The sequence below is a fragment of the Ketobacter sp. GenoA1 genome (genome assembly GCF_003671475.1).
Lineage (GTDB): Bacteria > Pseudomonadota > Gammaproteobacteria > Pseudomonadales > Ketobacteraceae > Ketobacter.
This window is the reverse complement of record NZ_RCHM01000014.1, coordinates 110,431-134,438: the sequence shown is the minus strand read 5'-3', so window position 1 is coordinate 134,438 and position 24,008 is coordinate 110,431. Positions and strand designations below refer to the sequence as shown.

Annotated in this window: 23 protein-coding genes; 14 read left to right on the top strand and 9 right to left on the bottom strand. The window is 56.3% G+C overall.

Annotation, left to right across the window (positions count from 1 at the left end):
• Nucleotides 1–160 precede the first annotated feature (160 nt).
• Nucleotides 161–2,317, top strand: coding sequence for a DNA helicase II (gene uvrD / locus D9N13_RS05670; protein WP_290587056.1), 2,157 nt, complete (start codon nt 161–163; stop codon nt 2,315–2,317).
• A 96-nt stretch (nt 2,318–2,413) separates the two neighbouring features.
• Nucleotides 2,414–3,517 (top strand): TRAP transporter substrate-binding protein, encoded by a 1,104-nt coding sequence (locus D9N13_RS05665; RefSeq protein ID WP_290587054.1) that lies wholly within the window; start codon nt 2,414–2,416, stop codon nt 3,515–3,517.
• 97 nt (nt 3,518–3,614) lie between these two features.
• Here the strand turns inward: D9N13_RS05665 and D9N13_RS05660 are convergent, their stop codons facing one another.
• The 3 genes from D9N13_RS05660 to D9N13_RS05650 are packed head-to-tail and all read right to left on the bottom strand — an operon-like array spanning nt 3,615 to nt 5,997.
• Entirely contained in the window at nt 3,615–4,028 is a 414-nt protein-coding gene (locus D9N13_RS05660) for an acyl-CoA thioesterase (protein WP_290587149.1), read from the bottom strand.
• A 41-nt stretch (nt 4,029–4,069) separates the two neighbouring features.
• Nucleotides 4,070–5,440, bottom strand: coding sequence for a TRAP transporter large permease subunit (locus D9N13_RS05655; protein ID WP_290587052.1), 1,371 nt, complete (start codon nt 5,438–5,440; stop codon nt 4,070–4,072).
• Nucleotides 5,437–5,997, bottom strand: a complete 561-nt coding sequence (locus D9N13_RS05650; RefSeq protein WP_290587050.1) for a TRAP transporter small permease subunit — start codon at nt 5,995–5,997, stop codon at nt 5,437–5,439. The genes D9N13_RS05655 and D9N13_RS05650 overlap by 4 nt, the downstream gene beginning before the upstream one ends.
• A gap of 218 nt (nt 5,998–6,215) precedes the next feature.
• Between D9N13_RS05650 and D9N13_RS05645 the strand changes: the two genes are divergently transcribed.
• From D9N13_RS05645 to phoU, 5 genes are all read left to right on the top strand, one after another.
• The gene (locus D9N13_RS05645) at nt 6,216–7,214 is read left to right on the top strand and encodes a PstS family phosphate ABC transporter substrate-binding protein (protein ID WP_290587049.1); all 999 of its coding nucleotides are present in this window, start codon (nt 6,216–6,218) and stop codon (nt 7,212–7,214) included.
• A gap of 84 nt (nt 7,215–7,298) precedes the next feature.
• A complete protein-coding gene (locus tag D9N13_RS05640; protein ID WP_290587047.1) occupies nt 7,299–9,566 on the top strand; it encodes an ABC transporter permease subunit in 2,268 nt (755 codons plus the stop codon).
• A 15-nt stretch (nt 9,567–9,581) separates the two neighbouring features.
• Nucleotides 9,582–11,243 carry a phosphate ABC transporter permease PstA gene (gene pstA, locus D9N13_RS05635; RefSeq protein WP_290587045.1) on the top strand — a complete coding sequence of 554 codons (1,662 nt, stop codon included), beginning with the start codon at nt 9,582–9,584 and terminating at the stop codon, nt 11,241–11,243.
• A 94-nt stretch (nt 11,244–11,337) separates the two neighbouring features.
• A complete protein-coding gene (gene pstB, locus D9N13_RS05630; RefSeq protein WP_290587148.1) occupies nt 11,338–12,123 on the top strand; it encodes a phosphate ABC transporter ATP-binding protein PstB in 786 nt (261 codons plus the stop codon).
• 22 nt (nt 12,124–12,145) lie between these two features.
• Nucleotides 12,146–12,877, top strand: coding sequence for a phosphate signaling complex protein PhoU (gene phoU, locus D9N13_RS05625; protein ID WP_290587043.1), 732 nt, complete (start codon nt 12,146–12,148; stop codon nt 12,875–12,877).
• 81 nt (nt 12,878–12,958) lie between these two features.
• On the opposite strand, the gene traF is transcribed toward phoU, so the two are convergent.
• Nucleotides 12,959–14,305, bottom strand: a complete 1,347-nt coding sequence (gene traF, locus D9N13_RS05620) for a conjugal transfer protein TraF (RefSeq protein WP_290587041.1) — start codon at nt 14,303–14,305, stop codon at nt 12,959–12,961.
• A 90-nt stretch (nt 14,306–14,395) separates the two neighbouring features.
• Complete coding sequence (locus D9N13_RS05615; RefSeq protein ID WP_290587039.1) at nt 14,396–15,022, bottom strand: hypothetical protein; 627 nt, start codon at nt 15,020–15,022, stop codon at nt 14,396–14,398.
• Nucleotides 15,023–15,139: 117 nt separating this feature from the next.
• Here D9N13_RS05615 and D9N13_RS05610 point away from each other — a divergent pair, with 117 nt between their 5' ends.
• Complete coding sequence (locus D9N13_RS05610) at nt 15,140–15,622, top strand: YajQ family cyclic di-GMP-binding protein (RefSeq protein ID WP_290587037.1); 483 nt, start codon at nt 15,140–15,142, stop codon at nt 15,620–15,622.
• Between the two features lie 9 nt (nt 15,623–15,631).
• On the opposite strand, the gene phoR is transcribed toward D9N13_RS05610, so the two are convergent.
• The 4 genes from phoR to D9N13_RS05590 all read right to left on the bottom strand — a co-directional run bounded on the left by phoR (nt 15,632) and on the right by D9N13_RS05590 (nt 19,310).
• Nucleotides 15,632–16,945: a phosphate regulon sensor histidine kinase PhoR gene (gene phoR, locus D9N13_RS05605; RefSeq protein ID WP_290587035.1), complete on the bottom strand. Its 1,314-nt coding sequence runs from the start codon at nt 16,943–16,945 to the stop codon at nt 15,632–15,634.
• A 111-nt stretch (nt 16,946–17,056) separates the two neighbouring features.
• Nucleotides 17,057–17,746 carry a phosphate regulon transcriptional regulator PhoB gene (gene phoB, locus D9N13_RS05600; protein WP_290587033.1) on the bottom strand — a complete coding sequence of 230 codons (690 nt, stop codon included), beginning with the start codon at nt 17,744–17,746 and terminating at the stop codon, nt 17,057–17,059.
• A gap of 76 nt (nt 17,747–17,822) precedes the next feature.
• Nucleotides 17,823–18,707 carry a 4-hydroxybenzoate octaprenyltransferase gene (gene ubiA / locus D9N13_RS05595; protein ID WP_290587146.1) on the bottom strand — a complete coding sequence of 295 codons (885 nt, stop codon included), beginning with the start codon at nt 18,705–18,707 and terminating at the stop codon, nt 17,823–17,825.
• Between the two features lie 18 nt (nt 18,708–18,725).
• A complete protein-coding gene (locus tag D9N13_RS05590) occupies nt 18,726–19,310 on the bottom strand; it encodes a chorismate--pyruvate lyase family protein (protein ID WP_290587031.1) in 585 nt (194 codons plus the stop codon).
• A 164-nt stretch (nt 19,311–19,474) separates the two neighbouring features.
• Between D9N13_RS05590 and rubA the strand changes: the two genes are divergently transcribed.
• The 6 genes from rubA (at nt 19,475) to D9N13_RS05560 (ending at nt 24,007) form a co-directional block, all read left to right on the top strand.
• A complete protein-coding gene (gene rubA / locus D9N13_RS05585) occupies nt 19,475–19,639 on the top strand; it encodes a rubredoxin RubA (RefSeq protein WP_290587029.1) in 165 nt (54 codons plus the stop codon).
• A 28-nt stretch (nt 19,640–19,667) separates the two neighbouring features.
• Nucleotides 19,668–20,816 carry an NAD(P)/FAD-dependent oxidoreductase gene (locus tag D9N13_RS05580; RefSeq protein WP_290587027.1) on the top strand — a complete coding sequence of 383 codons (1,149 nt, stop codon included), beginning with the start codon at nt 19,668–19,670 and terminating at the stop codon, nt 20,814–20,816.
• Nucleotides 20,817–20,981: 165 nt separating this feature from the next.
• A complete protein-coding gene (locus D9N13_RS05575; protein ID WP_290587025.1) occupies nt 20,982–21,257 on the top strand; it encodes an HU family DNA-binding protein in 276 nt (91 codons plus the stop codon).
• Nucleotides 21,258–21,284: 27 nt separating this feature from the next.
• Nucleotides 21,285–21,665, top strand: a complete 381-nt coding sequence (locus D9N13_RS05570; protein WP_290587022.1) for a hypothetical protein — start codon at nt 21,285–21,287, stop codon at nt 21,663–21,665.
• 168 nt (nt 21,666–21,833) lie between these two features.
• Nucleotides 21,834–23,165, top strand: a complete 1,332-nt coding sequence (locus D9N13_RS05565; RefSeq protein WP_290587020.1) for a dicarboxylate/amino acid:cation symporter — start codon at nt 21,834–21,836, stop codon at nt 23,163–23,165.
• Nucleotides 23,162–24,007 (top strand): hypothetical protein, encoded by an 846-nt coding sequence (locus D9N13_RS05560; protein WP_290587018.1) that lies wholly within the window; start codon nt 23,162–23,164, stop codon nt 24,005–24,007. Before D9N13_RS05565 ends, D9N13_RS05560 begins: the two co-directional genes overlap by 4 nt.
• Nucleotide 24,008: the final 1 nt, after the last annotated feature.

Genomic DNA, 24,008 nt, shown 5'->3' with positions numbered 1-24,008 from the left:
AAACACAATACGTGAAATTTTATAGCGACATTTTTAACAAAATGGCCGTTATTTGATGGATTTTTGTCAATGACGGGCCCCTTTATGGATAAAAAGCGTAGCGGTGACGGGTTTTTATTATGTTTGGCACTTGTTGGGACAAATGCAGTAAAATGCCGCGATGCAACATTCCTCGCTAGTACAGTCTCTTAACAGTGCCCAGGCACAGGCAGTTACCTCCCAAGCGGATCGTCTTTTGGTGCTGGCCGGTGCCGGTAGCGGCAAAACTCGGGTGCTGGTGCATCGCATTGCCTGGTTGATCCAGGAGCAGCACCTTTCCCCCCATGCCATTCTGGCGGTCACCTTCACCAACAAGGCCGCCGCCGAGATGCGTCACCGCATCGAATCCCTGTTGCATGCCCCCAGCGGTTCCATGTGGGTGGGCACGTTTCATGGTATTGCCCATCGTCTGCTGCGGATGCATTGGCAGGATGCCGGTTTACCGCAGAATTTTCAGATTCTGGACTCCGAAGATCAGTTGCGGCTGGTGAAGCGGGTCATGCGCCAGCTGGAGCTGGACGATGCCCGTTGGCCTCCCAGGCAGGCACAGGCCTTTATCAACAGCCATAAAGATGAAGGCCTGCGCCCCGAGCACATTGATGATCACGGTGATGTCTACCAGAAAACCCTGATTGCGGTGTATGGCCAGTACCAGGAGGCCTGCGAGCGGGGCGGCATGCTGGATTTTGCCGAACTGCTGCTGCGCAGTCATGAGTTGTGGCTCAAGCAGCCGCAGTTGCTGGCTCACTACCGGCAACGCTTCCGCCATATTCTGGTGGACGAGTTCCAGGATACCAATCGCATTCAGTACGCCTGGCTGCAGATGCTGTCCGGTAACGAAGTGCCTATTACCATCGTGGGTGATGATGATCAGTCCATCTATGGCTGGCGAGGTGCCCGCATTGAGAACATCCGCTCCTTCGGCGATGACTTCGGTCGAACCGAGGTGGTGCGCCTGGAGCAGAATTATCGGTCCACGGCGACGATTCTCAATGCCGCCAATGGGGTCATTGCCCATAACCGGGATCGGCTGGGCAAAGAGTTGTGGACGTCGGGCGAGGAAGGCGAGCCGATTTCGGTGTACGCCGGCTTTAATGAGGTGGATGAGGCGCGCTTTATTGCCGAGCGTATTCAGCAAGGGTTGCAGCAGGGGTTGCGGCGCAGTGAAATGGCCATTCTGTATCGCTCCAACGCCCAGTCCCGGGTACTGGAAGAGGCCATGCTGCGGGCCGGCATCCCTTATCGGATTTACGGTGGCCACCGCTTCTTTGAACGCCTTGAGATCAAGAACGCCCTGGCCTACCTGCGCCTGATCTGCCACCGTGATGATGATGCCGCATTCGAGCGGGTGGTGAATACCCCACCCCGTGGGCTGGGGGATAAATCCCTGGAGCGCATCCGCAGTACGGCCCGCGAGCTCAAGCAACCCCTCTGGCAGGCCAGCCTGACCGTGCTGCAGCACAAAGAGCTGGCCACCAAGGCCGGTAAATCCCTGCATGAGTTTCTGGGGTTGATCGAGTTGCTGGATCAGGAAGTGCGCGGGCTGGGTTTGTCGGAACAGGCAGAACGGGTGATCGAAGCCAGCGGGCTGATTCCCTATCATCAGAATGAGAAGGGCGATCGTGGTGAGGCGCGGGTGGAGAACATCAAGGAGCTGATCAGCGCGGCGCGGGAGTTTGAGCTCAATGGCGAAGGCGACAGCGCCTCACTGGCGGCGTTTCTGGATCATGCGGCGCTGGAGGCAGGTGATAATCAGGCGCAGGCGGATGAAGACTGTGTCCAGATGATGACATTGCACTCCGCCAAAGGGCTGGAGTTTCCGGTGGTGTTCATGAGTGGTGTGGAGGAAGGGCTGTTTCCTTCCATGAAATCCACAGAAGACCTGAGCCGTATGGAAGAGGAGCGGCGCCTGGCTTATGTGGGTATTACCCGCGCCATGAAGAAGCTGTTTATCACCCACGCCGAGAGCCGGCGTATATACGGTTCGGAAGCCCTCCATGCACCGTCGCGTTTTATTCGGGAGATTCCCCAGCATTGCCTGCAGGAAGTGCGCGCGGCGGCCAAGATTACCCGCCCCATCGCTGCGCCGCGGGGCCGTGCCATTCAGGACGCGGACACGCCGTACCGCTTGGGCCGGTCCGTGCGCCATCCCAAATTCGGTGACGGAGTGATCATGGGGTGCGAAGGGCAGGGGCCCAACGCCCGGGTACGGGTGAATTTTTCCGGGGTCGGTGAAAAGTGGCTGGTGGCCCAGTATGCGCGCCTGGAATTGTTGTAGATAGGAACCACTGCAATAAACGCGGATTCGCTTGACTCCCCGACGGGAAATGGCGAGCCTTGCAGGCAAAATAAAAAAACCTTCAGGAGCCTACAGATGAAGCGGATGCTCGCAAGCCTGGCCGGTCTGGCTATGGTTGTACTCACGTTAAACGGGTGTGGCAAAGAAGAACCCACGGCGGCCACGGCGCAGGCCGCACCTCAGGACGTATTCGAATGGAAAATGGTGACCACCTGGCCGCGCAATTATCCGGGCCTGGGCATGGCGCCGGAAAACTTTGCCAAGGCGGTGAACGCCATGAGTGGCGGGCGCCTGAAAGTCAAGGTGCACGGCGCCGGAGAACTGGTGCCAGCCATGGGTGTGTTTGACGCAGTGGCCCGCGGTGCGGTTCAGATGGGCCACGGTGCCGCCTATTACTGGAAAGGTAAGAGCCCGGCGGCACAGTTCTTTACCGCGGTGCCGTTTGGTATGAATGTGCAGGAAATGAACGGTTGGTTGCACTACGGTGGCGGCATGGAACTGTGGCGCGAGGTGTATGCCCCCTTCAACCTGGTGCCCTTTGCCGGCGGCAGTACCGGTGTGCAAATGGCGGGTTGGTTTAAAAAAGAAATCAACAGCGTGGATGATTTGAAAGGGCTGAAAATGCGTATCCCCGGTTTGGCGGGAGAGGTGTTCCAGCGTTTGGGCGGGGTGCCGGTAACCTTGCCCGGTGGTGAATTGTTCACGGCTCTGCAGACCGGTTCCATCGATGCCACGGAATGGGTGGGCCCCTACAATGATCTGACCTTTGGCCTCTACAAGGCGGCCGACTACTACTATTACCCCGGCTGGCATGAGCCCGGCGCCATGCTGGAGTTTATTGTCAACAAGGATACCTGGGAATCACTGCCGCCGGATTTGCAGGCCATCGTAACCTACGCCACCCGCGCCATCAATCAGGACATGCTGGATGAGTACACCGCACGTAACAACTCTGCGTTGAAAGAGCTGGTGGATAAGCATGGCGTGCAGTTGCGCAAATTACCCGATGATGTGGTGGACGCATTGCGCATCGCCTCAAAGCAGGTGATCCAGGAAACCATTGCCGAGGATGAAACGGCGAAGAAGGTGTACGAATCGTTCCAGTCCTTCCGGGCGGATGTGATGCCCTATACTGCCATTTCGGAAGCGGCCTTTCTGGAGATTCGGGGCGACGACTAGGCGGCGCGAATGCTTCGCTGCCCGATGTTATACAGATGTTATACAAAGGCCGCAGTCAGATGAGTGCGGCCTTTTTTGGTGTTTGGCAGGTGTATGATCAGGCGCTGCGGGGCACCGGCCGGGTGCGGCGGTTTTCGTCTATGGCCACAAAGGTAAACTGGCCTTCGGTCACCTTGCGGCACTCAGCGTCATTGTGATGCTGGGCCCACACTTCCATGATGATGGTCATGGAGCTGCGGCCGATGTCTTTCACCGTGGCATAGCAACTCACCACTGAGCCTACCGCCACCGGGCGCAGGAACACCATGGAGTCGATGGCGACGGTGGCGACCCGGCCACGGGCCAGGCGATTGGCGCAAACCGCACCGGCCAGGTCCATCTGGGACACCAGCCAGCCACCAAAAATGTCACCGTCGGCGTTGGAATCGGCGGGCATGGCAATGGTTTGCAGCGCCAGTTCCCCCTGGGGTGTGGGAATATCGTCGTTTTCGTCTTCTTCTATTTCCACGATGTCGTTCATGAGCTTCCTGTCTGGAAAAAATGGGTCGGTCTTTAAGAGTTATAGACTATATCCGGCAACCATGTTGCAAGTGAAGGCCAAATTGCAATTAGTGACAAAGTGACAATCTGAATCAGAATAAACGGCGCCACACCGCGGTAAATGGTGGGTGTGGGGATGCTGTCCGGGGTGACGCCGCGCAGATAAAACAGCGCAAAACCAAAGGGGGGTGTCAGAAATGAGGTCTGCAGATTGACGGCTATCATCACCCCGAACCACACCGGATCGATGCCCATGGCCAGCAACACCGGGCCTACAATGGGCACCACCACAAAGGTGATCTCGATAAAATCCAGAATAAAGCCCAGCAGAAAGATAACCACCATCACCAGCAGCATGGCGCTGAACACGCCACCGGGCATGTTGTGGAAGAATTCATGAATCATTTCTTCGCCGTTGAAGCCGCGGAACACCAGGGAGAACAGGGTAGCGCCGATGAGGATGGCGAACACCATGCAGGTGACCTTGGTGGTGGAGAGGGCGATTTCCTGCAGGTTCTTCCAGGTTAATTGCCGTTGTACCAGGGCCAGCAGGGTGGCGCCCACGGCACCCACCGCCGCCGCCTCAGTGGGGGTGGCAAGGCCTGCCAGAATGGAGCCCAGCACTGCGGTAATCAGCAGCAACGGGGGCAACAGACCTTGCAGGCATTGGGTCAGTAACGGGCGCTGCTCAAACTCATCCGTCTCGATGGCGGGGGCCACGGCGGGATTGAGCAGTGCGCGCGCCATAATGTAGACCATGTACAGCACCACCATGATGAGGCCCGGTACCAATGCGCCCACAAACAGGTCGCCCACCGACACCGTGTCGGCGTTGAACACACCCATATTCAGCTGCGCCTGTTGATAGGCGTTGGACAATACATCCCCCAGCAGGACCAGGGCAATGGAGGGGGGAATGATCTGCCCCAGGGTACCGGTGGCGGCGATGGCGCCTGTGGCCAGCGCCGGGTCATAGCCCCGTTTGATCATCGTTGGTAATGCCAGCAGACCCATGGTCACCACCGTGGCGCCGACGATTCCGGTACTGGCGGCCAGCAGCATGCCCACCAGGGTAACCGACAGGCCCAGGCCGCCGGGAAAGCGCCCGAACAGGCGGCCCATGGTGTTGAGCAGGTTTTCCGCTACTTTTGATTTTTCCAGGGTGACGCCCATCAGCACAAACAGGGGCACCGCCAGCAGGGTCTGGTTCTCCATAATGCCGTAAAGCCGGTTGGGCAGGGCATTGAGCAGGGTGGGATCGAATCCGTTCATCAACACACCGGCCCCGGCGAACGCCAGCGCAACACCGCCCAGGGTGAACGCCACCGGGTAACCCAGCATCAGCGCCAGGCACACCACCAGAAACATCAGTAAAGGAATCATAGGGGTTCAGACTCCTCAGATTGAGGCGCCAGATGACCGCTGATGATGGCCCCGTTGCGCACTATCTCGATCAGGCCCTGTATCAGCAGCAGTGCGCACATGGCGGGAATCAGAGATTTCAGTATATAGATGTAGGGCAGACCTTCGGCCTCCCCCGAGCGCTCCTGTATCTGCCAGGAGAAGGCCACATAATCCAGGCTGGTGTAGAGGATAAATCCGCACATGGGAAACAGCAGCAGTAAGGTGCCCAGCAGATCCACCCAGGCTTTGGTGCGGGGGCTGAAAGTGCGATAAAACACGTCCACCCGCACATGGCCGTTGTGCTTCAGAGTATAGGCGCTGGCCAGCATGAACAGAATGGCGTGCAGGTAAAGCACGCTTTCCTGCAGGGCGATGGAGCTGATGCCGTACTCCCCCAGGCGCAGTGCGCTGGCGTTGAAGCCATAACGCATCACCACCACCAGAAAAGTGATGGCCATGATGGCGATGGAGGCCAGGGCCAGTAGCCGGCCCAGGGCGTCGCTGGCTTTATCCAGAGCGGAAAGTATAGATGTCATGTTGGTGTGATAGGGTTCCCCGGACTTCAAGCGGCGCATTATAGCGGGTGCGGCGGGGCTGCGGCAAAGCCTCTGCGCCGGGAAAAATCCGACCGGCGGATTTAATCGCAATCAATCTGTAATATAATTGTCACACGCTGCCCCTATAGTTCCGAGGTCATGGGGGGCACACGCAGCAGAGTTACCCCGAAATAAGCCCATAATCTCGGAGAAAATCCATGAATTTCAAGAAATTAGTTGCTTCTGTCGCAATGACCGCCAGTGCGGCTCTGATCGCGACAGGCGTTCAGGCCGAAACCAAAGTTGATCCAAAACTGCCTGCCTACAATAAAGTCGGTGGTGTATCCGGTAACATCTCCAGTGTTGGCTCTGATACTCTGGCGAACCTGATGACGTTTTGGGCAGAAGAATTCAAGAAGCAATACCCCAATGTTGCGGTACAGATTCAGGCCGCCGGTTCCTCCACTGCGCCGCCGGCCCTCACAGAAGGCACCTCCAATCTGGGCCCCATGAGCCGCAAGATGAAGGATAAGGAAATTGAAGCCTTCGAAAAGAAATTCGGCTACAAGCCCACCGCCATTCCCGTGGCGATCGACGCCCTGGCGGTATTTGTCAACAAAGACAACCCCATCAAAGGCATGAGCATTGAGCAGGTTGACGCCGTGTTCTCCTCCACCCGCACCTGTGGTTCCGCCAAGGACATCACCAAATGGGGTGATCTGGGCCTGAGCGGTGACTGGGGCAGTCGTGACATTCAGCTGTATGGCCGTAACTCAGTATCCGGCACCTACGGGTACTTCAAGAAAGTGGCGTTGTGCAAAGGTGACTTCAAGAGCAACGTAAACGAGCAGCCCGGTTCTGCCTCCGTGGTTCAGTCAGTGGCCACCTCTCTGAACGGGATCGGTTATTCCGGTATCGGTTATAAGACTTCCAGCGTGCGTGCCCTGCCTTTGTCCAAGAAGGGTGACAAGTACGTCGAGGCGTCACCTGAAGCGGCTTTGAATGGTTCATACCCTCTGTCACGTGCTCTGTATGTTTATGTGAACAAGGCGCCGGGCAAGGATCTGTCACCGCTGGAGCGTGAGTTCATCAAGCTGGTGCTGTCCAAGCAGGGTCAGGAAATCGTGGTAAAAGATGGCTACATTCCCATGCCGGCAAGCATGGTTGCCAAGACACTGGGCAAACTGGGTATCAAGTCAGAAGTTGCCGCGAAATAAACTTCCCTTTGGGAAAACAAAACGAACGGGGCTGCAGCGATTGTGGCCCCGTTTTGTCATAACTGAGAAGTGAGTTGTGTTTCCATGGAATCAACAAGCGAAGCATTATTTGGGGTGTCCGAACAGCGTCTGACCAAGATGCGGCGGTATCGCAAGTTGAAAGACCAGGTGGCAGCAGTGGGCATCAGCGCCGGTGGGGTGAGCGTTATTTTCGCCATTTGCCTGATTTTTTTCTATCTGTTGTACGAAGTATTACCGCTGTTTATGCCCGCCTCCATGGAAGAACGTTCCACGTTAGTGAATTATGAATTATCGGAACCGTATTTCACGGTGCTGGAAGAGCAGGGCCAGGTGGCACTGACCATAGACCGCCAGCGGGGGCCGGTTTTTTTTGATGCCCGCAGCGGCGCGGTGATCAGCACCCCCGGTGTGGCCAGTGACAGCGCCATCACGGCGTTTGCCAAGGACGCGCCGGGCACCAAAGCCTATGCCCTGGGCTTTGCGGATGGTTCCGTGCTGATACAAAAGCCCGCGTACACCATCGAATACGGTGCCACCACTCAGGATAAAACCGTAATCCCCGCCATTGAATATCCCCTGGGGCAAGAACCGATTCAGGTGCTTCAGGGTGAAGCCATCAGCAAACTGGCCTATCGCGAATCCGATGACCAGGTACGCATCATTGCGGCCAATGCAGCCGGGCAGCTGTTTATGAAGGATTTCGCCAAAACCGAAAGTTTTCTGTCCGACGAGGTGGAGCTGGAAGAAATCGATACGGTGCAGCTGCCGTCACCCTCCGGCGAGTTGTCCAACGTATTGTTGAGCCTGGACCAGCGCTGGTTGTTCCTGGTGGAGAACAAAGGCAAGGTCGAGGTGCTGGATTTACGCAATCCCGCATCCGAGATGCGGGTGCACATTGCGGATGTGGCCGACGCGGAAACCCACATAACCGTGAGCGATTTCCTGTTAGGTGGCTTCTCTCTGCTGATCGCGGATGACTCCGGTCGCATCAACCAATGGTTTATTGCCTATAACGACAACAACAAACCCTATCTGGCCAACGTGCGCACATTGACCCTGGTCGAGGGCGTGGCCATCACCAGTCTGCAAACGGAACACCGCCGCAAGGGGTTCATTGCCGGTGATGCTGAGGGCAATATCGGCTTGTTCAACACCACCGCGGATCGTGAAGTGGCGGATGAGCAAGTGGCGCAGACGGCCATTGACTGGATCGCCATGTCCCCCCGGGGCAATACCATGGTGTTTAAGGCGGAAGGGGATGCGCCGCGCAATTATCATGTGGATAACGAGCACCCAGAAGTGTCCTGGTCTTCCATGTGGCATCAGGTCTGGTATGAACGTTATGACGAGCCCAGTTTTACCTGGCAAAGCTCATCGGCCAGCAATGATTTCGAGCCCAAGTTCAGTTTGATGCCGCTGACTTTCGGCACCATGAAAGCAGCCTTCTATGCCATGTTGGTGGCAGTGCCCCTGGCCATCTGCGGTGCCGTCTATACCGCGTATTTTATGGCGCCGGCATTGCGCACCAAGGTCAAACCCACCATCGAACTGATGGAAGCCATGCCCACCGTCATTCTCGGTTTTCTGGCCGGCTTGTGGCTGGCTCCCCTGGTGGAGGCCAATCTTGCCGGTATTACCTCCATCCTGGTGCTGACACCGTTGTTTTGTATTCTGGCGGCGTTGTTGTGGTCACGTTTGCCGCGTGATATCAGCACCCGTGTGCCGGATGGCTATGTGCCGGTGATTCTGATTCCGGTGGTGGTCTTCGCGGGAGCTCTCTCCATGTGGCTCAGTGATCCCATCGAGGCCACTTTCTTTGGTGGCAGCATGCGCGAATGGCTGACCAACAGTCTGGGCATCGACTTCGACCAGCGCAATTCCCTGGTGGTGGGATTGGCCATGGGGTTTGCGGTGATCCCAACCATTTTCTCCATCACCGAAGATGCCATCTTTGCCGTTCCCAAGGGCTTGACTCAGGGTTCGCTGGCCCTGGGAGCCACCCCCTGGCAGACCATGGTGAGAGTGGTACTGCCCACCGCCAGCCCGGGTATATTTTCCGCCTTGATGATCGGCCTGGGGCGGGCCGTGGGTGAAACCATGATTGTACTGATGGCCACCGGCAATACGCCGATCATGGATATGAATATCTTTGAGGGTTTGCGTACGCTGTCTGCCAATATTGCCGTGGAAATGCCGGAGGCGGAAGTGGACAGTTCTCACTTCCGCATACTGTTCTTATCCGGCCTTGTGTTGTTTATTTTCACGTTCCTGGTGAACACCACCGCGGAAGTGGTGCGCCAGCGACTGCGTGAAAAATACGGCTCGCTTTAATTGGGGGAATAGAAGATGGATTCATTGAAGCTTTGGTTTCGTAAGGGTGAGCCCTGGGTCTGGTTGAATGCCGGCGCGGTGGCCATCAGCGTGGTGATGGTGGTGGGTTTGCTGGGGCTGGTGGCCGTGCGCGGGCTGTCCCATTTCTGGCCCCACACCATCATTGAAGGTGTCTACACCGAACCCGATGGTTCATCTTATACCATCATTGGTGAAGTGGCCGATGAAGAATGGGTGGCTGCCAGTCGTGTGCGCGGCACCGGGGTTGCGATTCCGGAAGAGGTGAAGGTGGTTAAGCGCATGCTGATCAAAACCGGCAACCGGGATATTACCGGCCTGGATTTCCGCTGGTTGATCGCAGAAAACCTGCAGAACGTGACCACACCGGAACAGCTGATGGTGGTGGAGCGCCGGGAGTGGGGTAATTTTTACGGCTATCTGGTTGCGGTAAAAGAAAACGGCCGCGTGGTGGCCAGTGGGGAGTCGGCATTAGCCGAACTGGAAGCTCGCCTGGAGCGGGCTCTGGACCTGACCGAAGAGATTCATGAAATTGAAAACGCCGAGATCGGGGCGATTAACTATCAACTTGAACGCCTGCGACTGAAACAGCGCCGGCTGGAGCTGGATGACGCCTTGACCGACGCAGCCCGGCTGGAGCTACAGGAGGAGCGGGCGGCACTGGATGCGCAATACCAGGGGTTAAAATCCCATCTGGATGAACTGAATGTGCAGATTGGCCGCGACAGCATGGTTGCCCGCAGCATGAATGGAGCGGAAAAAGAAATTCCGTTGAAACTGGTGGTGCAATTCAAGCAGCCCAATGCCATGTCGTTCTTTGGCAAGGTAGCGGATTACTTTCATCAGTTGTGGTTGTTCCTGTCCGATGACCCCCGGGAAGCCAATACCGAGGGTGGCGTGTTCCCGGCGATATTCGGCACCGTTTTGATGGTGATTCTGATGTCGGTGATCGTGACGCCATTTGGTGTGGTGGCGGCCGTGTATTTACGGGAGTATGCCAAGCAGGGCCCGCTGACCCGTACCATACGTGTTGCGGTGAACAATCTGGCGGGTGTGCCGTCGATCGTTTACGGTGTGTTTGGTCTGGGCTTTTTCGTCTATTTTCTGGGTGGTAACCTGGATGCCCTGTTCTATCCGGAAGCAGCACCGGCGCCGGTGTTCGGTACGCCGGGTTTGATGTGGGCGTCGATCACCCTGGCGTTGCTGACGCTGCCGGTGGTGATCGTGGCCACGGAGGAAGGCCTGACACGTATTCCAAAATCCCTGCGCGAAGGCTCCCTGGCATTGGGAGCAACCAAATTTGAAACCATTACCAAGGTCATTCTGCCCATGTCCAGTCCGGCCATGATGACCGGTTTGATTCTGGCCATCGCCCGCGCCGCCGGTGAAGTGGCACCGCTGATGTTGGTCGGGGTGGTAAAACTGGCACCCACGTTGCCGTTGGATGGTAATTTTCCCTATCTGCATCTGGAACGAAAATTCATGCACTTAGGGTTTCATATCTATGATGTGGGCTTCCAGAGCCCCAATGTGGAAGCGGCGCGGCCGCTGGTGTATGCCACAGCGGCATTATTGGTGGTGGTGATTGTGGCGTTGAATTTAACCGCCATCATGATCCGTAATCGCCTGCGTGAAAAATATCGAGCTCTGGAGAATTAAGATGACTGAACTGAATTCAGATGTAATGGAAGGTGGCAGCACCATGACAGCAGCGGAAACTCCCCGATCCAAAATGGGTAAAAAAGTGGTGGACATGGATCATGTTCCCAAAAGTCTGAGCGACGAGGAGATCTGCCTCGAAGTGAAGGATTTTCGTTTGTACTATGGTGAAAAGCGCGCCTTGCACGGCATTAATATGTCGATCCCGAAAAAGCGGGTAACGGCCTTCATCGGGCCCAGTGGTTGCGGTAAATCCACCCTGCTGCGTAGCTTTAACCGCATGAATGATCTGGTGGATATCTGCCGTACCGAAGGTGAAATACTCTTTGATGAGAAGAATATATTTAACCGTACGGTGGATGTGACTGACTTGCGGCGGCGGGTGGGCATGGTATTTCAGAAGCCAAACCCGTTCCCCAAAACCATTTACGAAAACGTCGCTTATGGTTTGCGCATTCAGGGTATTAATAAAAAACGTGTCATCGATGAGCGGGTTGAATGGTCACTGAAAGGGGCCGCACTGTGGGATGAAGTGAAAGACCGGTTGCATGATAATGCATTGGGTTTGTCCGGTGGTCAGCAGCAGCGACTGGTGATTGCCCGAACCATTGCGGTGGAACCGGAAGTCTTGTTGTTGGATGAACCCTGCTCTGCCCTGGATCCGATTTCCACATTGAAAGTGGAAGAGTTGATCAGTGAACTGAAAAACCGCTACACCATCGTCATCGTAACCCATAACATGCAGCAGGCAGCGCGGGTTTCCGACTATACTGCGTTTATGTACCTGGGTGATCTGATCGAATACAAGGACACCGATACACTGTTTACCAATCCGGAACAGAAGCAAACCGAAGACTATATAACCGGCCGTTACGGCTGATGCACGCAGAGGAAGAAGGTGGATGAGTAGCGAAGAATTTACCCAACATATTTCCAAACAGTTTAATGCTGACCTGGAAGAGGTAAGAAGCCACATTCTTGCGATGGGCGGCATGGTTGAAAAGCAGGTCGTGGACGCCGTTCAGGCATTGGTGGAAGGTGACAGCGGCCTGGCCACGGAAGTGATCAGCAATGAAAAACAGGTCAATGGTATGGAGCGGCGCATTGATGAAGAATGCACGCGCATCATTGCGCTGCGGCAGCCCGCTGCCAGTGACCTGCGCCTGTTGGTGGCGGCCACCAAAGCGAATACCGACCTGGAACGCATCGGTGATGAAGCCAACAAAATTGCCAAGATGGCCATCAGGCTGTCAGAGGATGGCGCCATACCCCGGGGCTATATCGAAATCCGCCACATAGGAAATCATGTGAATGCCATGCTCAGGCAGTCCCTGGATGCCTTTGCCCGCTTTGATGTGGAGCAGGCCATTGATGTGGTGCGTGAAGATAAATCCGTCGATGTGGAATACGAGTCCGCCATGCGCTTGCTGGTGACCTTTATGATGGAAGATCCCCGCTATATCAAACGGGCCCTGAACGTGATGTGGAGCCTGCGTGCATTGGAGCGGATCGGTGATCACGCCCGCAATATTGCCGAGCAGGTTATTTTCCTGGTGAAAGGAAAAGATATCCGCCATCTGCCGTTGTCGTCACTGGAAGACTCGGATTTCGTTAACGATGGTGAAGGTGTGTAACGCCTTGCGTTAAGCCAATGAAGTGCAGGCCGCACCTTGATGGGTGCGGCCTGCAGCAGCGGTTTCTCAGAAATCCACTTCTCAGAAATCCACGCCCAGTTGAAACGCCCCGCCCACATTGTTGTCGCTGAATTGGGCCGCCAGATCAAAATGCACTGCAATGATGTTGAAACCCACTCCGGCCGTCAGCATCTGATCGTCACTGTCGGCCAGGTTGGAACGCACACCGCCCCGCAGCCGTACCAGATTGGCAACGTCCCATTCCACACCGGCACCCAGGAACTGTGTGTCCTCCCCCAGGAAAAAGGGCTGGTTCTTGGTCAGATCCAGGTCTGCCGCCACCGTTAAACCCAACGGTGCATCCCAGGCAACACCGAGGCGGGCCTGAGTGTCCACATCATAGCTGAGTGATTCTCCGGCGGCGGATTCGCTGGTGTCATATTGGTTGGAGATGAGGTTTTTCACTACCAGACCCACGGTAATGCGGTCGTCCAGAAAGGTGGTGGCGATACCCAGATCCAGATTGACATCGTTGTCATCCTTTTCACTGTCTTCCAGTTCGTCTGCCAGATCGTAATCTTCGTTGTCCAGATCCTGCACGCTGGGCACAGCGTAGTAGCTGGTGACGGTCTGCAGTTTTGGCGTAACGCCCATCGCCACGGTACGGCCGAACAGTTTTATCTCCTTGGACAGGGCAACACCCACTTCGGTGATGGTGACACCGGCCACCAACACGTCCGAGGTCAGATCGTCAGTGGGATCGTTGATGTCACCCAGGGTGATGATGGGATTATTATCGCAGCCGGCCTGATTATTGGGTGATGCTTCCGCCGCGATCAAATCCGCCTGACTGTTGATGCCTTCGAAAAACCGTATGTAGTCCTCCAGCAGTTCATCATCACACCGGGAAACCCTGGGGGAGGTTTCAAGGGTGGCATTGGCGCTGGCAAAGGCGGATAAGCCCAGATTTTTGCGCGGTGCACTAATCGCTGCAAAGGCGGCGGCATTGATGCGAAAGGGTTGCTCGCTGAGATCCCCCAAACTGTTGTTCAGACCCCGGGCATTGTTGGTGAAATCATTTTTGGCGCTGACTAACTGCGCATCAGTGAGGGCGTTTTCCATGGCCACAATGGCATCGTCAATTTCATCCAGATATTCTTCATCCTCGATATCATTGTAGGCGTCCAGGGCATCGGGATCGGCAAACACACCAATGCCCAGGTTGGGCACAATAATATGTACGTGATCGGTTTCGTCACCAATGCTGAGCAGGGCCGGGTTGAACAAACCGGCCGCACCGGGCCTGGCGGAGCCCACACCGGTATCACCCATGGCCATGGAGCGGGTATCCATTGGCGCAAAGGGTTGTGCCCACAGGGATGCGGATATAAACAGAGAAGGAAGCAGAAGCGTTTTGTGTTTGATCATCGCAATATACGTCCGTAGGTGATGGTTGACCCTGACCTCACTCACCTGTCCGCCGGCAAAGCGGTGCAGGCAGGCGTATCAGGTACGGCATTATTCAGCTGGCATGCCCAACGTCATATCAATGCGCTGCATGCGTTCATCCATGATGCGTTGCACATCCTTGGCCTGTTCGATCAGTTCGGGAATTTCAGTAATCGGAATGGTGGTGGGGACGGGCAGGCTGTCCTCCAGACCTTCACCATTGGCCAACGGATTGTTTTCGACGATGGAATTGGTGTTTTTCGGTGTACGGCCAAAAGCCGCATCAATCTGTTCTTCACTCATGCCCAGCAGCACGTTGGCGTCCGGGTTGGTCCGCACCACCAGATTCAGGGTGTTGCGATTGGGCAGCTCGCTGAACTGCCAGACACCGTCCTCATCCTGCCAGCGATAATAAATGTTTGGTTGGGGTTGAATGTCCAACACCGCCAACTGTTCCCGGGTGAGCTGATCCGGTTGAAACGCGTTATTGTCATCGGACCATTGGATCCATTGCTGACCATCGTCAGCGCTGACCAGATTCACCGCATCATCCAGATCGGGTGGTGAAAAATCCATGCCGGGCAACATGTCCTTTATTTGCAGCAGTTTCTGCATGCCGTCCGGGCCCATTAACAGGTAGGGGCCTGCCAGGGCGAATACGATTAAAAAAAAGATGAGTTTAACGACGAATTTCATGCCTCCGGCACGCTCCTGCGGTTGAGCCTGTCTTATCCAGTATAGCCACTTTGGTGGCCTACACAGTGGCTTCACGATAGATTACTATGTGCCAAATTGCACGTTTTGAGGAAAATCATGCCAACGTTCGATATTGTTTCTGAATTGAATATGCACGAAGTGGATAACGCCGTGGATCAGGCCAAACGGGAAGTAACCAATCGTTTTGATTTCAAAGGCACCAAGTGCGCGTTTGAGCAGGATAAGGATGTCATTACCCTGGTGGGGGATGCGGATTTTCACCTGCGCCAGCTGCTGGATATTCTGGAAAACAAGCTGATCAAGCGCGGCATTGACATTGGTTGTGTGGATGCGGCGGAGCCGGAGGTGAATCTGGCGGAGGCCCGGCAAAAAATCACCCTGCGCCAGGGGTTGAATTCTGAGCAGGCGAAAAAGCTGGTGAAGCTGATCAAGGACAGCAAGATGAAAGTGCAGGCTTCCATTCAGGGGGATAAGGTGCGGGTCAGTGGCAAGAAACGGGATGATCTGCAGCAGGTGATTGCCCTGCTGCGGGAGACCAAATTCGAAATGCCCCTGCAATACGACAATTTTCGCGATTGAAACTGTTGTTCAGGCGACGGATTTCTGCGAGTCTTTTACCACGCATTTGCGGGGAAAGCGGCAGGTGAAGATGCTGCCTTCCCCCAGTTCGCTGTAAACATCCAGTTTGGCGTTGTGATGTATCAGCACATGCTTGACGATGGCCAGGCCCAGCCCGGTGCCTCCGGTTTTGCTGTGGCGGCTTTGATCGGCGCGGTAAAAGCGTTCAGTGAGCCGGGGCAGGTGCTGGGGATCGATACCCTGGCCGTCATCCTCCACTTCCATGCATAACCCGTTATCGTCATCGTACCAGCGTAACGTGATATTGCTGTGTTGCGGGGTGTATTTGATGGCGTTGATCACCAGGTTGGAAAACGCGCTGCGCAACTCTTCCTCATCACCATTGATGTCCAGGTCACTGCTGATTTCCAGTTGGATATTGTGTTGTTTGCTGTCGTTCATGGCCAGGGCGTCAGTGTGGATCTGGCGCAATAACCGCGCCATGCCCACCGGCTTCAGCACCCGTTCGTTTTGTTCGGTTTCCAGACGGGACAACAACAGCAGATCATTCACCAGTGCTTCCATACGCAAGGCCTGTTCATTCATTCGGCTAAGGCCACGGCTGAGCTGGGGGTGATCCTGTTGCAGGTTGTCCATAAAGGTTTCCAGATAGCCTTTGATCACCGTCAGCGGGGTGCGCAGTTCGTGGGATACATTGGCCACAAAATCCTGCCGCATTTGTTCCAGGTTGTGTACCCGGGTCACATCGCGGGCCACGATCAGGCGCTCCCCTTCACCGAATACAGTAACCTGAAACTGCAGCACCACCCCAGGTTGATGGGAAGAGGGAATTTCCAGGGGACGCTGGTAGTTGCCAGTGTCGAAATAGCGGATAAAGCGCGGATCGCGCAGCAGATTGGTGAGGTTTTGTCCGCGATCGGTTTTCAACTGAAAACCCAGCAGACGGGTGCCGGCGTCGTTCCACCATTCCAGGTTGCCGTGCACGTCCACCACAATGACCGCATCGCGGATGGCATTGGTGGATTGCTGGGCGCGGATGATGATGTTCTGCAGGTTGCTGATCTGCCCTTTGTAGCTTTTGTTCTGCTGGTACAGGTTATCGAAGATCTGCCCCCACAGGCCGGTGCTTTCCGGCGGGTCGGACTTGTCGCCCCCCGCCAGCCAGCGGGCCAGATCCCGGGTGCGAAACAGCATCCACAGGCAGTAGGGCACACTGACCAGGGCCACACCGATGCCGGGGTAGCCCAGGCTCCAGCCGCCCACGGCGCCAATGATGATCAGAATGATGAACTGGTTCAGTTCGATGTTCCATTCTTTAAACACGCGCTGCACCCTGATTTAACGATTTCGGGGGAATACTAGCGTACTGTAGTAGCAAATCTGTTGCGCTGTGACAATAACTCTATTTGAAACAGGGCAACTTATTGATTTTAATTAGAATTTCGTCGAGAAGCGATAGCCGGTTCCGCGCACTGTCTGGACCAGATGATCGTATTTGTGGGGGGCCAGTGCCTTGCGCAGGCGGCGGATATGAACATCCACGGTACGGTCTTCCACATACACATTGCCGCCCCACACCTGATCCAGCAATTGGGCCCGGGAATAGGCCCGATCCTGATGGGTCATGAAAAACTCCAGCAGGCGGTATTCCGTGGGGCCCATCTCCACCGGGCGTTCGTCCGCGGTGATGCGATGGCTGACCGGGTCCAGCGCCAGGCCTTCCACCAGGATGGCTTTGTTCTGGTCGCCTTTTACGCGGCGTAGTACGGCGTTGATACGGGAGATCAACTCCCGGGTGGAGAACGGCTTGGTTATGTAGTCGTCGGCGCCGGCATCCAGCCCCTGGATCTTGTTGTCCTCTTCGCTTTTTGCGGTGAGCATGATAACCGGAATCTCGCTGGTGGCTTCATCCCGTTTCAGGCGCCGAGCCAGTTCGATACCGCTGACACCGGGCAGCATCCAGTCCAGCAGAATCAGGTCCGGGCGTTCATCCACAATCATGCTGTGGGCCAGCTGCCCGTTTTCCGCTTCCATCCATTGGAAACCGGCCAGCTCCAGAGAGACAGAGATCATCTCACGAATGGCTTCTTCGTCATCAACGATCAGTATGTTTGCGTCGGCCATGGTCAACCTTGTTCACTACGAGTTCAGTGCCACCCATTAAAGAGCCTTAATGTTACAGAAAAATGACGCTTTTGGGTCAGCTCAGACTGTAGTGCAGAAAGATCCCGGCGAAGATCACGGCTCCCACCCAATGGTTATGTAGAAACGCCTTGAAGCAGGCATCCCGCTCCCGCTGCCGGCTTTGCCACAATTGCCAGGCCCACAGCAACAGGGCGGCACCCAGGCCGGCGTAGTACCAGCCGCTGAATTCCAGGCGGCTGCCCAGCAGGGCCAGGGCCAGCAGAGCGGTGGCGTCCAGTACCCCCACCATCACCAGATCCATATCACCGAACAGGATGGCGGTGGATTTGATGCCGACTTTAAGGTCGTCTTCCCGGTCTACCATGGCATAGAGGGTGTCGTAGGCCATGGTCCAGGAGAGGGTGGCCAGGTAGATCAGCCAGGCGTGTTCCGGCACGGTCTCCCCAACGGCCCCGAAGGCCATGGGCACTGCCCAGGCGAACGCTGCGCCCAACACCAGTTGCGGCAGATAGGTGTGACGCTTCATATAAGGGTAGGCGCAGGCCAGCAGCAGGCCCCCTACCGACAATAAAATGGTGAAGGTATTGGTGAACAGGACCAGCACGAATGCCAGGATCCCGATCAGCGCCGCAAGAGTGAGTGCTTCCTTACCGCTTACTCTTCCTGTGGCAAGGGGGCGGTTTGCGGTACGGCTTACATGGCCGTCAAAATCGCGGTCGGCGAAGTCGTTGATGATGCAGCCGCCGGTGCGGGTCAGGAACACGCCGGCGATGAAGATAAAGATCAGTTTGAAACTGGGGTCGCCCTCGGCGGCGATCCACAGGGCCCAAAGGGTGGGCCACATCAATAGGTAGATGCCAATGGGGCGGTCCAGGCGCCCCAGGGCAATAAAATCGGGCAGGCGTCGCAGCGGCGAGTTGGAGAGCTGGAGTTCTTTCAGTGTGGCCACAGTGATTCCTTATTCTGATCCGGATACAGGGTGCGAATACATCGGGCAGGCGTGCAGGAAGTACTCGCTCACCAGCAATGGTTTGTCATACAGATAGAAGACCGATTGCCGTCCCCAGATAATACCCTGGCCGGCAAACTCCCGGCTGACACGGGCCGCATTCAGACGATACACCGCGATGGGGCCGCGCCGCACGTGGGGGTGGTTGAACAGTACCGCACCCAGGGGCTTGCTGCCAAGCCGGGTCAGGGCGCGGGCCGGCCCCTGCAGGGTTTCCGTTGGAATCACGGTACGGGCAAACACCCAGGGTTGCCGCTGGCACAGCAGGGCCACTTCCCGCAGGAACGGCCAGCTGCGTTGTTCCAGCTGCAGGGCCTCCCGTTCATGATCCGTGGCCCGTTGGTGGCCCTGTCGCAGCAGCTTCACGGCAAAATCCCCGGCGCTGGCCTGAATCAGGCGCCGGGTGAGGGAGCCGCGGTCCAGCAACCAGGGCTGATAGGGGCGCGGCACCCGGTAGGGTGGAATGCGGCCGCCGCCCCCCAGGTACAGCGCCTGATCCTGCAGAATGGAAGGGAGAAAATGCTGGTTTGCCATAAGGTATTGAAACTATTAGTAGAGTTGCCGGACATTGTAGCGAAAACCAGATTACTTTGCTGTGCCTGCTGGCGGACAATTGATTCAGTTGACTTGCTTTTTTGGGGTTTCGCACGTAATTTCCCCCTTCCTTACAGAGGTTGAGACAGTAGAAAGGTGTAAAAATGAAAAAATACGAATGCATCGTATGCGGCTATATCTATGATGAGGCAGAAGGATGGCCGGAAGACGGCATTGCCGCGGGTACCAAATGGGAAGATGTGCCCGACGACTGGGTGTGCCCGGATTGCGGTGTCACCAAAGAAGATTTCGAGTTAATGGAAGATTAACCACACCTAACACAGCAGGGGGGCTGTTATGGATCCTGTTATCATCGTCGGTACCGGTCTGGCCGGTTACAACCTGGCGAAAGAATTCCGCAAAGCAGATAAAGAGCAGCCCTTGCTGCTGCTCACCTTTGACGATGGGCGCAATTATTCCAAGCCCATGCTGTCCACCGGATTCACCAAAGACAAAACCGCCGATCAGTTGGCCATGGCCGATGCCGAGACCATGGCCGCGCAATTGAACGCGGAAGTGCGCACCGGTGTCCATGTCAGTGGCATTGATACGGCGGCACAGACGCTGCAGCTGGACTGCGGTGACAGCCTTTCCTACAGCCAGTTGGTGCTGGCCTGGGGGGCCGAGGTGTTTCGTCCGCCCCTGGAAGGCGATGGAGTTGATCTGGTGTATTCCGTCAACGACCTGATGGATTATGGGCGGTTTCGCCAGGCTCTGTCCGGCAAGAGAAAAGTCGCCATTGTCGGTGGCGGTTTGATTGGGTGTGAGTTCGCCAATGATCTCACCAATGGTGGCTTTGAGGTGGAAGTGATTGAGCCCCTGGGCCGGCCGTTGCCGACGCTGTTGCCGGAGCGGGCCTCGGCGGCGGTGCAGCAGGGCCTGGAAGCCATCGGTGTACGTTTTCGTTTCGGGCCATATGTCACGGCGGTGAATAAAGCCGGTGAAAAACTGGCGCTGACCCTGTCTGACGGGGCCACCACCGAGGCCGATATCGTGGTGTCGGCCATTGGATTGCGGCCCCGGATCAAGGTGGCGGAGGCCGCCGGCATCGAGGTGAATCGCGGTATCAAGGTGGATCGGTTCCTGCGTACCAATGTGAAAAACGTCTATGCCCTGGGGGATTGTTCCGAGGTGGAAGGCAACGTCATGTTGTATGTGCTGCCTTTGATGGCGGGCGCCCGCGCCCTGGCCAAAACCCTGGCCGGCACGGAAACCGCAGTGGCCTATGGCCCCATGCCGGTGGCCATCAAGACGCCGGCTTGCCCGGTGGTGGTGGCGCCGACCCCCAATGGCACCGAAGGTGAGTGGGAGATCGAAGCGGATGGCCTGAACGTGAAAGCCCTGTTCAAGGATACGGCGGGGACATTGCGTGGCTTTGCACTGACCGGTGAGGCGACCAGTGAGAAAAATGCCCTGGCCAAACAGCTGCCGCCCTTGCTGGATTAACCAGACCGGGCGTGAATGCCCGGTTTTTGTTTTTGTAGCCGGCGCGCAGTGTCATTATGTGGACACCTCGGCCATGCCCTGGCCGATTTGACTGCAACCGGGTCGCCTCGCTTTCCCTGGCCCGGCATCCATATTACAATCGCCGCTTTTGAGGGGACCTCACAGATGCAGAAATCAGAAGTGGAAGCGGCACTCGCAGAGAAGCTCAACATAACAAAAACCGCCGCGCGAGATCTGTTGAATGTGATTCTGGACCAGATCACCCTGGAAATGAGCCGCGGCCAGCGCGTGAGTCTGCCGGGGTTCGGTGTATTTGAGGTGCGTGCCCACGGCCCCCGCACCGGTCGCCATCCTCAGACCGGTGAGCCCATCGAGATACCGGCCGGGCACAATGCGCACTTCAAACCGGGGAAAGGTCTGAAAGACGCCGTATCCGGCTAATGTATTCAATCTTTTGGGAATGCCATTATGAAGTTTTGGTTTTTACTGCTCGTACTGGGCTGGCGCATGCGTTGGCTGGCCAACAACAACGATGCTTTTAAAGAAAAGCTGGAAGAGAAGGACATCATCCTGCAATTCCGCACGGAAAGCGGCAAGGTCGCCCGCTATTTCATCATCAAGAACCAGACCGTGAAACCCTTTGCTGGAATTCACCCCCAACCCAACATGTGCATGTCCTTCAAGAATGCCCAGTATGCGTACGCCACCATCATGAATGCCAGCAAGGACAAGATGGCTTTTATGAAAGGCATGGGGACCAAAGAAATTGTGGTCACCGGTGAAGCCCAGGAAATGATGTGGTTCATGAGTCTGATCAAGTTTTTCCCCCCGAAAAAGAAGAAAAAGTAACCTGTTTTCAGGTCATACGGTAAAACTTCACTTGTTTCGTTGCGGGTTTGTGACGAAACTTGTCGTGAGCTGGCGTTTCTCCGGGCCCGTTGATACAGTGTGCCTGCATAAAAATCATTCAATATCAATGTCAGCAACACCAGTCAGAGGATAAAAAGAGGAATCGGGGTGACAGATTCGCCGCAGTCGGGGGCCAACCAACCCAGCCATCCTAAAGATACACTGACCATGCGCATATTTGCGGGTCTGGTGTTGGGCTTTGGGGCAGGATTGGTGATGTATTACAGCCGTGTTGCCTTTCCCGATGCGATGTTCGCCGCCTGGGTGCAGGAATATCTGATCGATGGCGTGTTTCTGGTGTTTGGCAAAATCTTTGTCAACCTGCTCAAATTGATGATTGTACCCTTGGTGCTGGTCTCCCTGATCTGTGGTGTGATTGCGTCCGAAGAAAGCAAAAGCCTGGGGCGGCTGGGCAGCAAAACCTTCGTTCTGTATCTGCTGACCACCGGGGTGGCCATCACCCTGGCCTTGGTGGTGGCCCAGATCTTCGATCCCGGCGCAGGGGCCGACCTCAGTGCGGATTTCGAACCCTATGCAGTGAAAGAGCGGCCGCCGTTCGTGCAGGTGCTGATCAATATCTTCCCCGACAACCCGATGCAGGCCATGGCCGAAGGCAACATGCTGCAGGTGATCGTGTTCGCCATTCTGGTGGGGATTGCGCTGAATCACACCGGGCAACACGGGCGGCGCATCGGTGCCATTTTTGAAGATCTGAATGTGGTGGTGATGAAGCTGGTACAACTCATTATGCAACTGGCACCCTATGGCGTGTTCTTCCTGGTGGGCAAGGTGTTTGCCGAGCAGGGCATCGATCTGCTCAAAGGCCTGGGTGCCTATATGGGCTGTGTGTTGCTGGCGCTGGCGCTGCATTTTACTTTAACCTATCTGGGCATATTGACCCTGGTGGCCCGCTTGAATCCCCTGATCTTCATGCGCAAAATGCGCGCCGCCCAGATGTTTGCGTTCAGTACCGCCAGCAGCGCCGCCACCATGCCGGTGACCATGGGTATTGTGGAGAAAAAACTGGGGGTCAGGAACTCCGTGGCCTCGTTCACCATTCCCCTGGGCACCACCATTAATATGGATGGCACCGCCATTATGCAGGGGGTGGCAACCGTGTTCATCGCCAGTGCTTATGGTATTGAATTGGGTATGGCAGAGTTTGTCACGGTGATCGCCACCGCCACACTGGCTTCCATTGGTACCGCGGCGGTACCCAGTGCGGGCATGATTACGTTGGCCATGGTGCTGGGGCAGGTGGGGCTGCCGGCGGAAGCCATCGGCCTGATACTTGGGGTGGACCGGATTCTGGACATGGTGCGCACCGCCGTCAACATTACCGGCGACGCCGTGGTGACCTGTACCGTGGCGCGCTCTGAAGGGGCATTGGATCAGGCTATTTTTGATGATCCTGACGTGGTAGAGGTACAACCGGGATGAGCTGGAATTGGGCATGGCTTCTGTGCTTGGGGTGGCTGCTGAGCGGATCGCTGTCGGCACAAACGGAATCCCATGCTGCCGGAGCCCAGCAAACGGCACCTGCAGAGTGGGAACACTTCATCGAGTCCGCCGGTGTGGCGCTGGTGCTGGATCAGGCCAATGATCTGATTGAGCAGGAAATCCGTAACCTGGAAAAGGCGCCCTTGGGATTCACCCCGCAACAACTGGTGACCCTGCGTAACCAGTTTCGGCAACAGCTGGGGCCGGAGCAACTGAAGCAGGACATTGTTCGCCGCCTGCAGCGGGATTTTTCGCCACAACAGAGAGCCGAACTGCAGGCTGTGCTGGCGTCCAGCAAACTGCAGCAACTGCAAACCCTGCAGCAACAGTTGGACGATGCCAGTGTGCGCCGCGCGGTGCGTGCCTATCGCCTGAAAGTGATGGAGAACTCGCCGAACCAGCAACGCCTGGAGCTGTTGGCCGCGCTGGATCAGCAACTGCAGCAGTCAGCGCTGGAAACAGAGCTGAAAGTTGAACTGCGCAAGCAACTTCTGGCTACCGTATCCCACCTGAAAGCCAGCGAGAGTTTTTCTGAGGCCATGCTGGAGGATCAACTGCAGGAATACCGCGCCACGGTGGAGGGTGAAATCAGCGAGAACGCACTGTTCGCCTATCTGTATCTGCTCAAGCGTACTCCCAGCACTACGGTGCGTGATCTGGTGGTGTCCCTGGATCAGCCGGCCTTCGATGCGTTTATGGCATTGTGCGTGGCGGCGGTTCAGGCGTCTTTCCGTGATGCCCGCGAACAGATGCTGGAGGATGTGCAACTGGCAGGCAATTAGG

Coding starts and splice junctions, on each gene's coding strand:
- uvrD (WP_290587056.1), top strand. CDS start 161: ATGCAACATTCCTCGCTAGTACAGTCTCTTAACAGTGCCCAGGCACAG.
- D9N13_RS05665 (WP_290587054.1), top strand. CDS start 2,414: ATGAAGCGGATGCTCGCAAGCCTGGCCGGTCTGGCTATGGTTGTACTC.
- D9N13_RS05655 (WP_290587052.1), bottom strand. CDS start 5,440: ATGATTCCTTTACTGATGTTTCTGGTGGTGTGCCTGGCGCTGATGCTG.
- D9N13_RS05650 (WP_290587050.1), bottom strand. CDS start 5,997: ATGACATCTATACTTTCCGCTCTGGATAAAGCCAGCGACGCCCTGGGC.
- D9N13_RS05645 (WP_290587049.1), top strand. CDS start 6,216: ATGAATTTCAAGAAATTAGTTGCTTCTGTCGCAATGACCGCCAGTGCG.
- D9N13_RS05640 (WP_290587047.1), top strand. CDS start 7,299: ATGGAATCAACAAGCGAAGCATTATTTGGGGTGTCCGAACAGCGTCTG.
- pstA (WP_290587045.1), top strand. CDS start 9,582: ATGGATTCATTGAAGCTTTGGTTTCGTAAGGGTGAGCCCTGGGTCTGG.
- pstB (WP_290587148.1), top strand. CDS start 11,338: ATGGATCATGTTCCCAAAAGTCTGAGCGACGAGGAGATCTGCCTCGAA.
- phoU (WP_290587043.1), top strand. CDS start 12,146: ATGAGTAGCGAAGAATTTACCCAACATATTTCCAAACAGTTTAATGCT.
- traF (WP_290587041.1), bottom strand. CDS start 14,305: ATGATCAAACACAAAACGCTTCTGCTTCCTTCTCTGTTTATATCCGCA.
- D9N13_RS05615 (WP_290587039.1), bottom strand. CDS start 15,022: ATGAAATTCGTCGTTAAACTCATCTTTTTTTTAATCGTATTCGCCCTG.
- D9N13_RS05610 (WP_290587037.1), top strand. CDS start 15,140: ATGCCAACGTTCGATATTGTTTCTGAATTGAATATGCACGAAGTGGAT.
- phoB (WP_290587033.1), bottom strand. CDS start 17,746: ATGGCCGACGCAAACATACTGATCGTTGATGACGAAGAAGCCATTCGT.
- D9N13_RS05590 (WP_290587031.1), bottom strand. CDS start 19,310: ATGGCAAACCAGCATTTTCTCCCTTCCATTCTGCAGGATCAGGCGCTG.
- rubA (WP_290587029.1), top strand. CDS start 19,475: ATGAAAAAATACGAATGCATCGTATGCGGCTATATCTATGATGAGGCA.
- D9N13_RS05580 (WP_290587027.1), top strand. CDS start 19,668: ATGGATCCTGTTATCATCGTCGGTACCGGTCTGGCCGGTTACAACCTG.
- D9N13_RS05575 (WP_290587025.1), top strand. CDS start 20,982: ATGCAGAAATCAGAAGTGGAAGCGGCACTCGCAGAGAAGCTCAACATA.
- D9N13_RS05570 (WP_290587022.1), top strand. CDS start 21,285: ATGAAGTTTTGGTTTTTACTGCTCGTACTGGGCTGGCGCATGCGTTGG.
- D9N13_RS05560 (WP_290587018.1), top strand. CDS start 23,162: ATGAGCTGGAATTGGGCATGGCTTCTGTGCTTGGGGTGGCTGCTGAGC.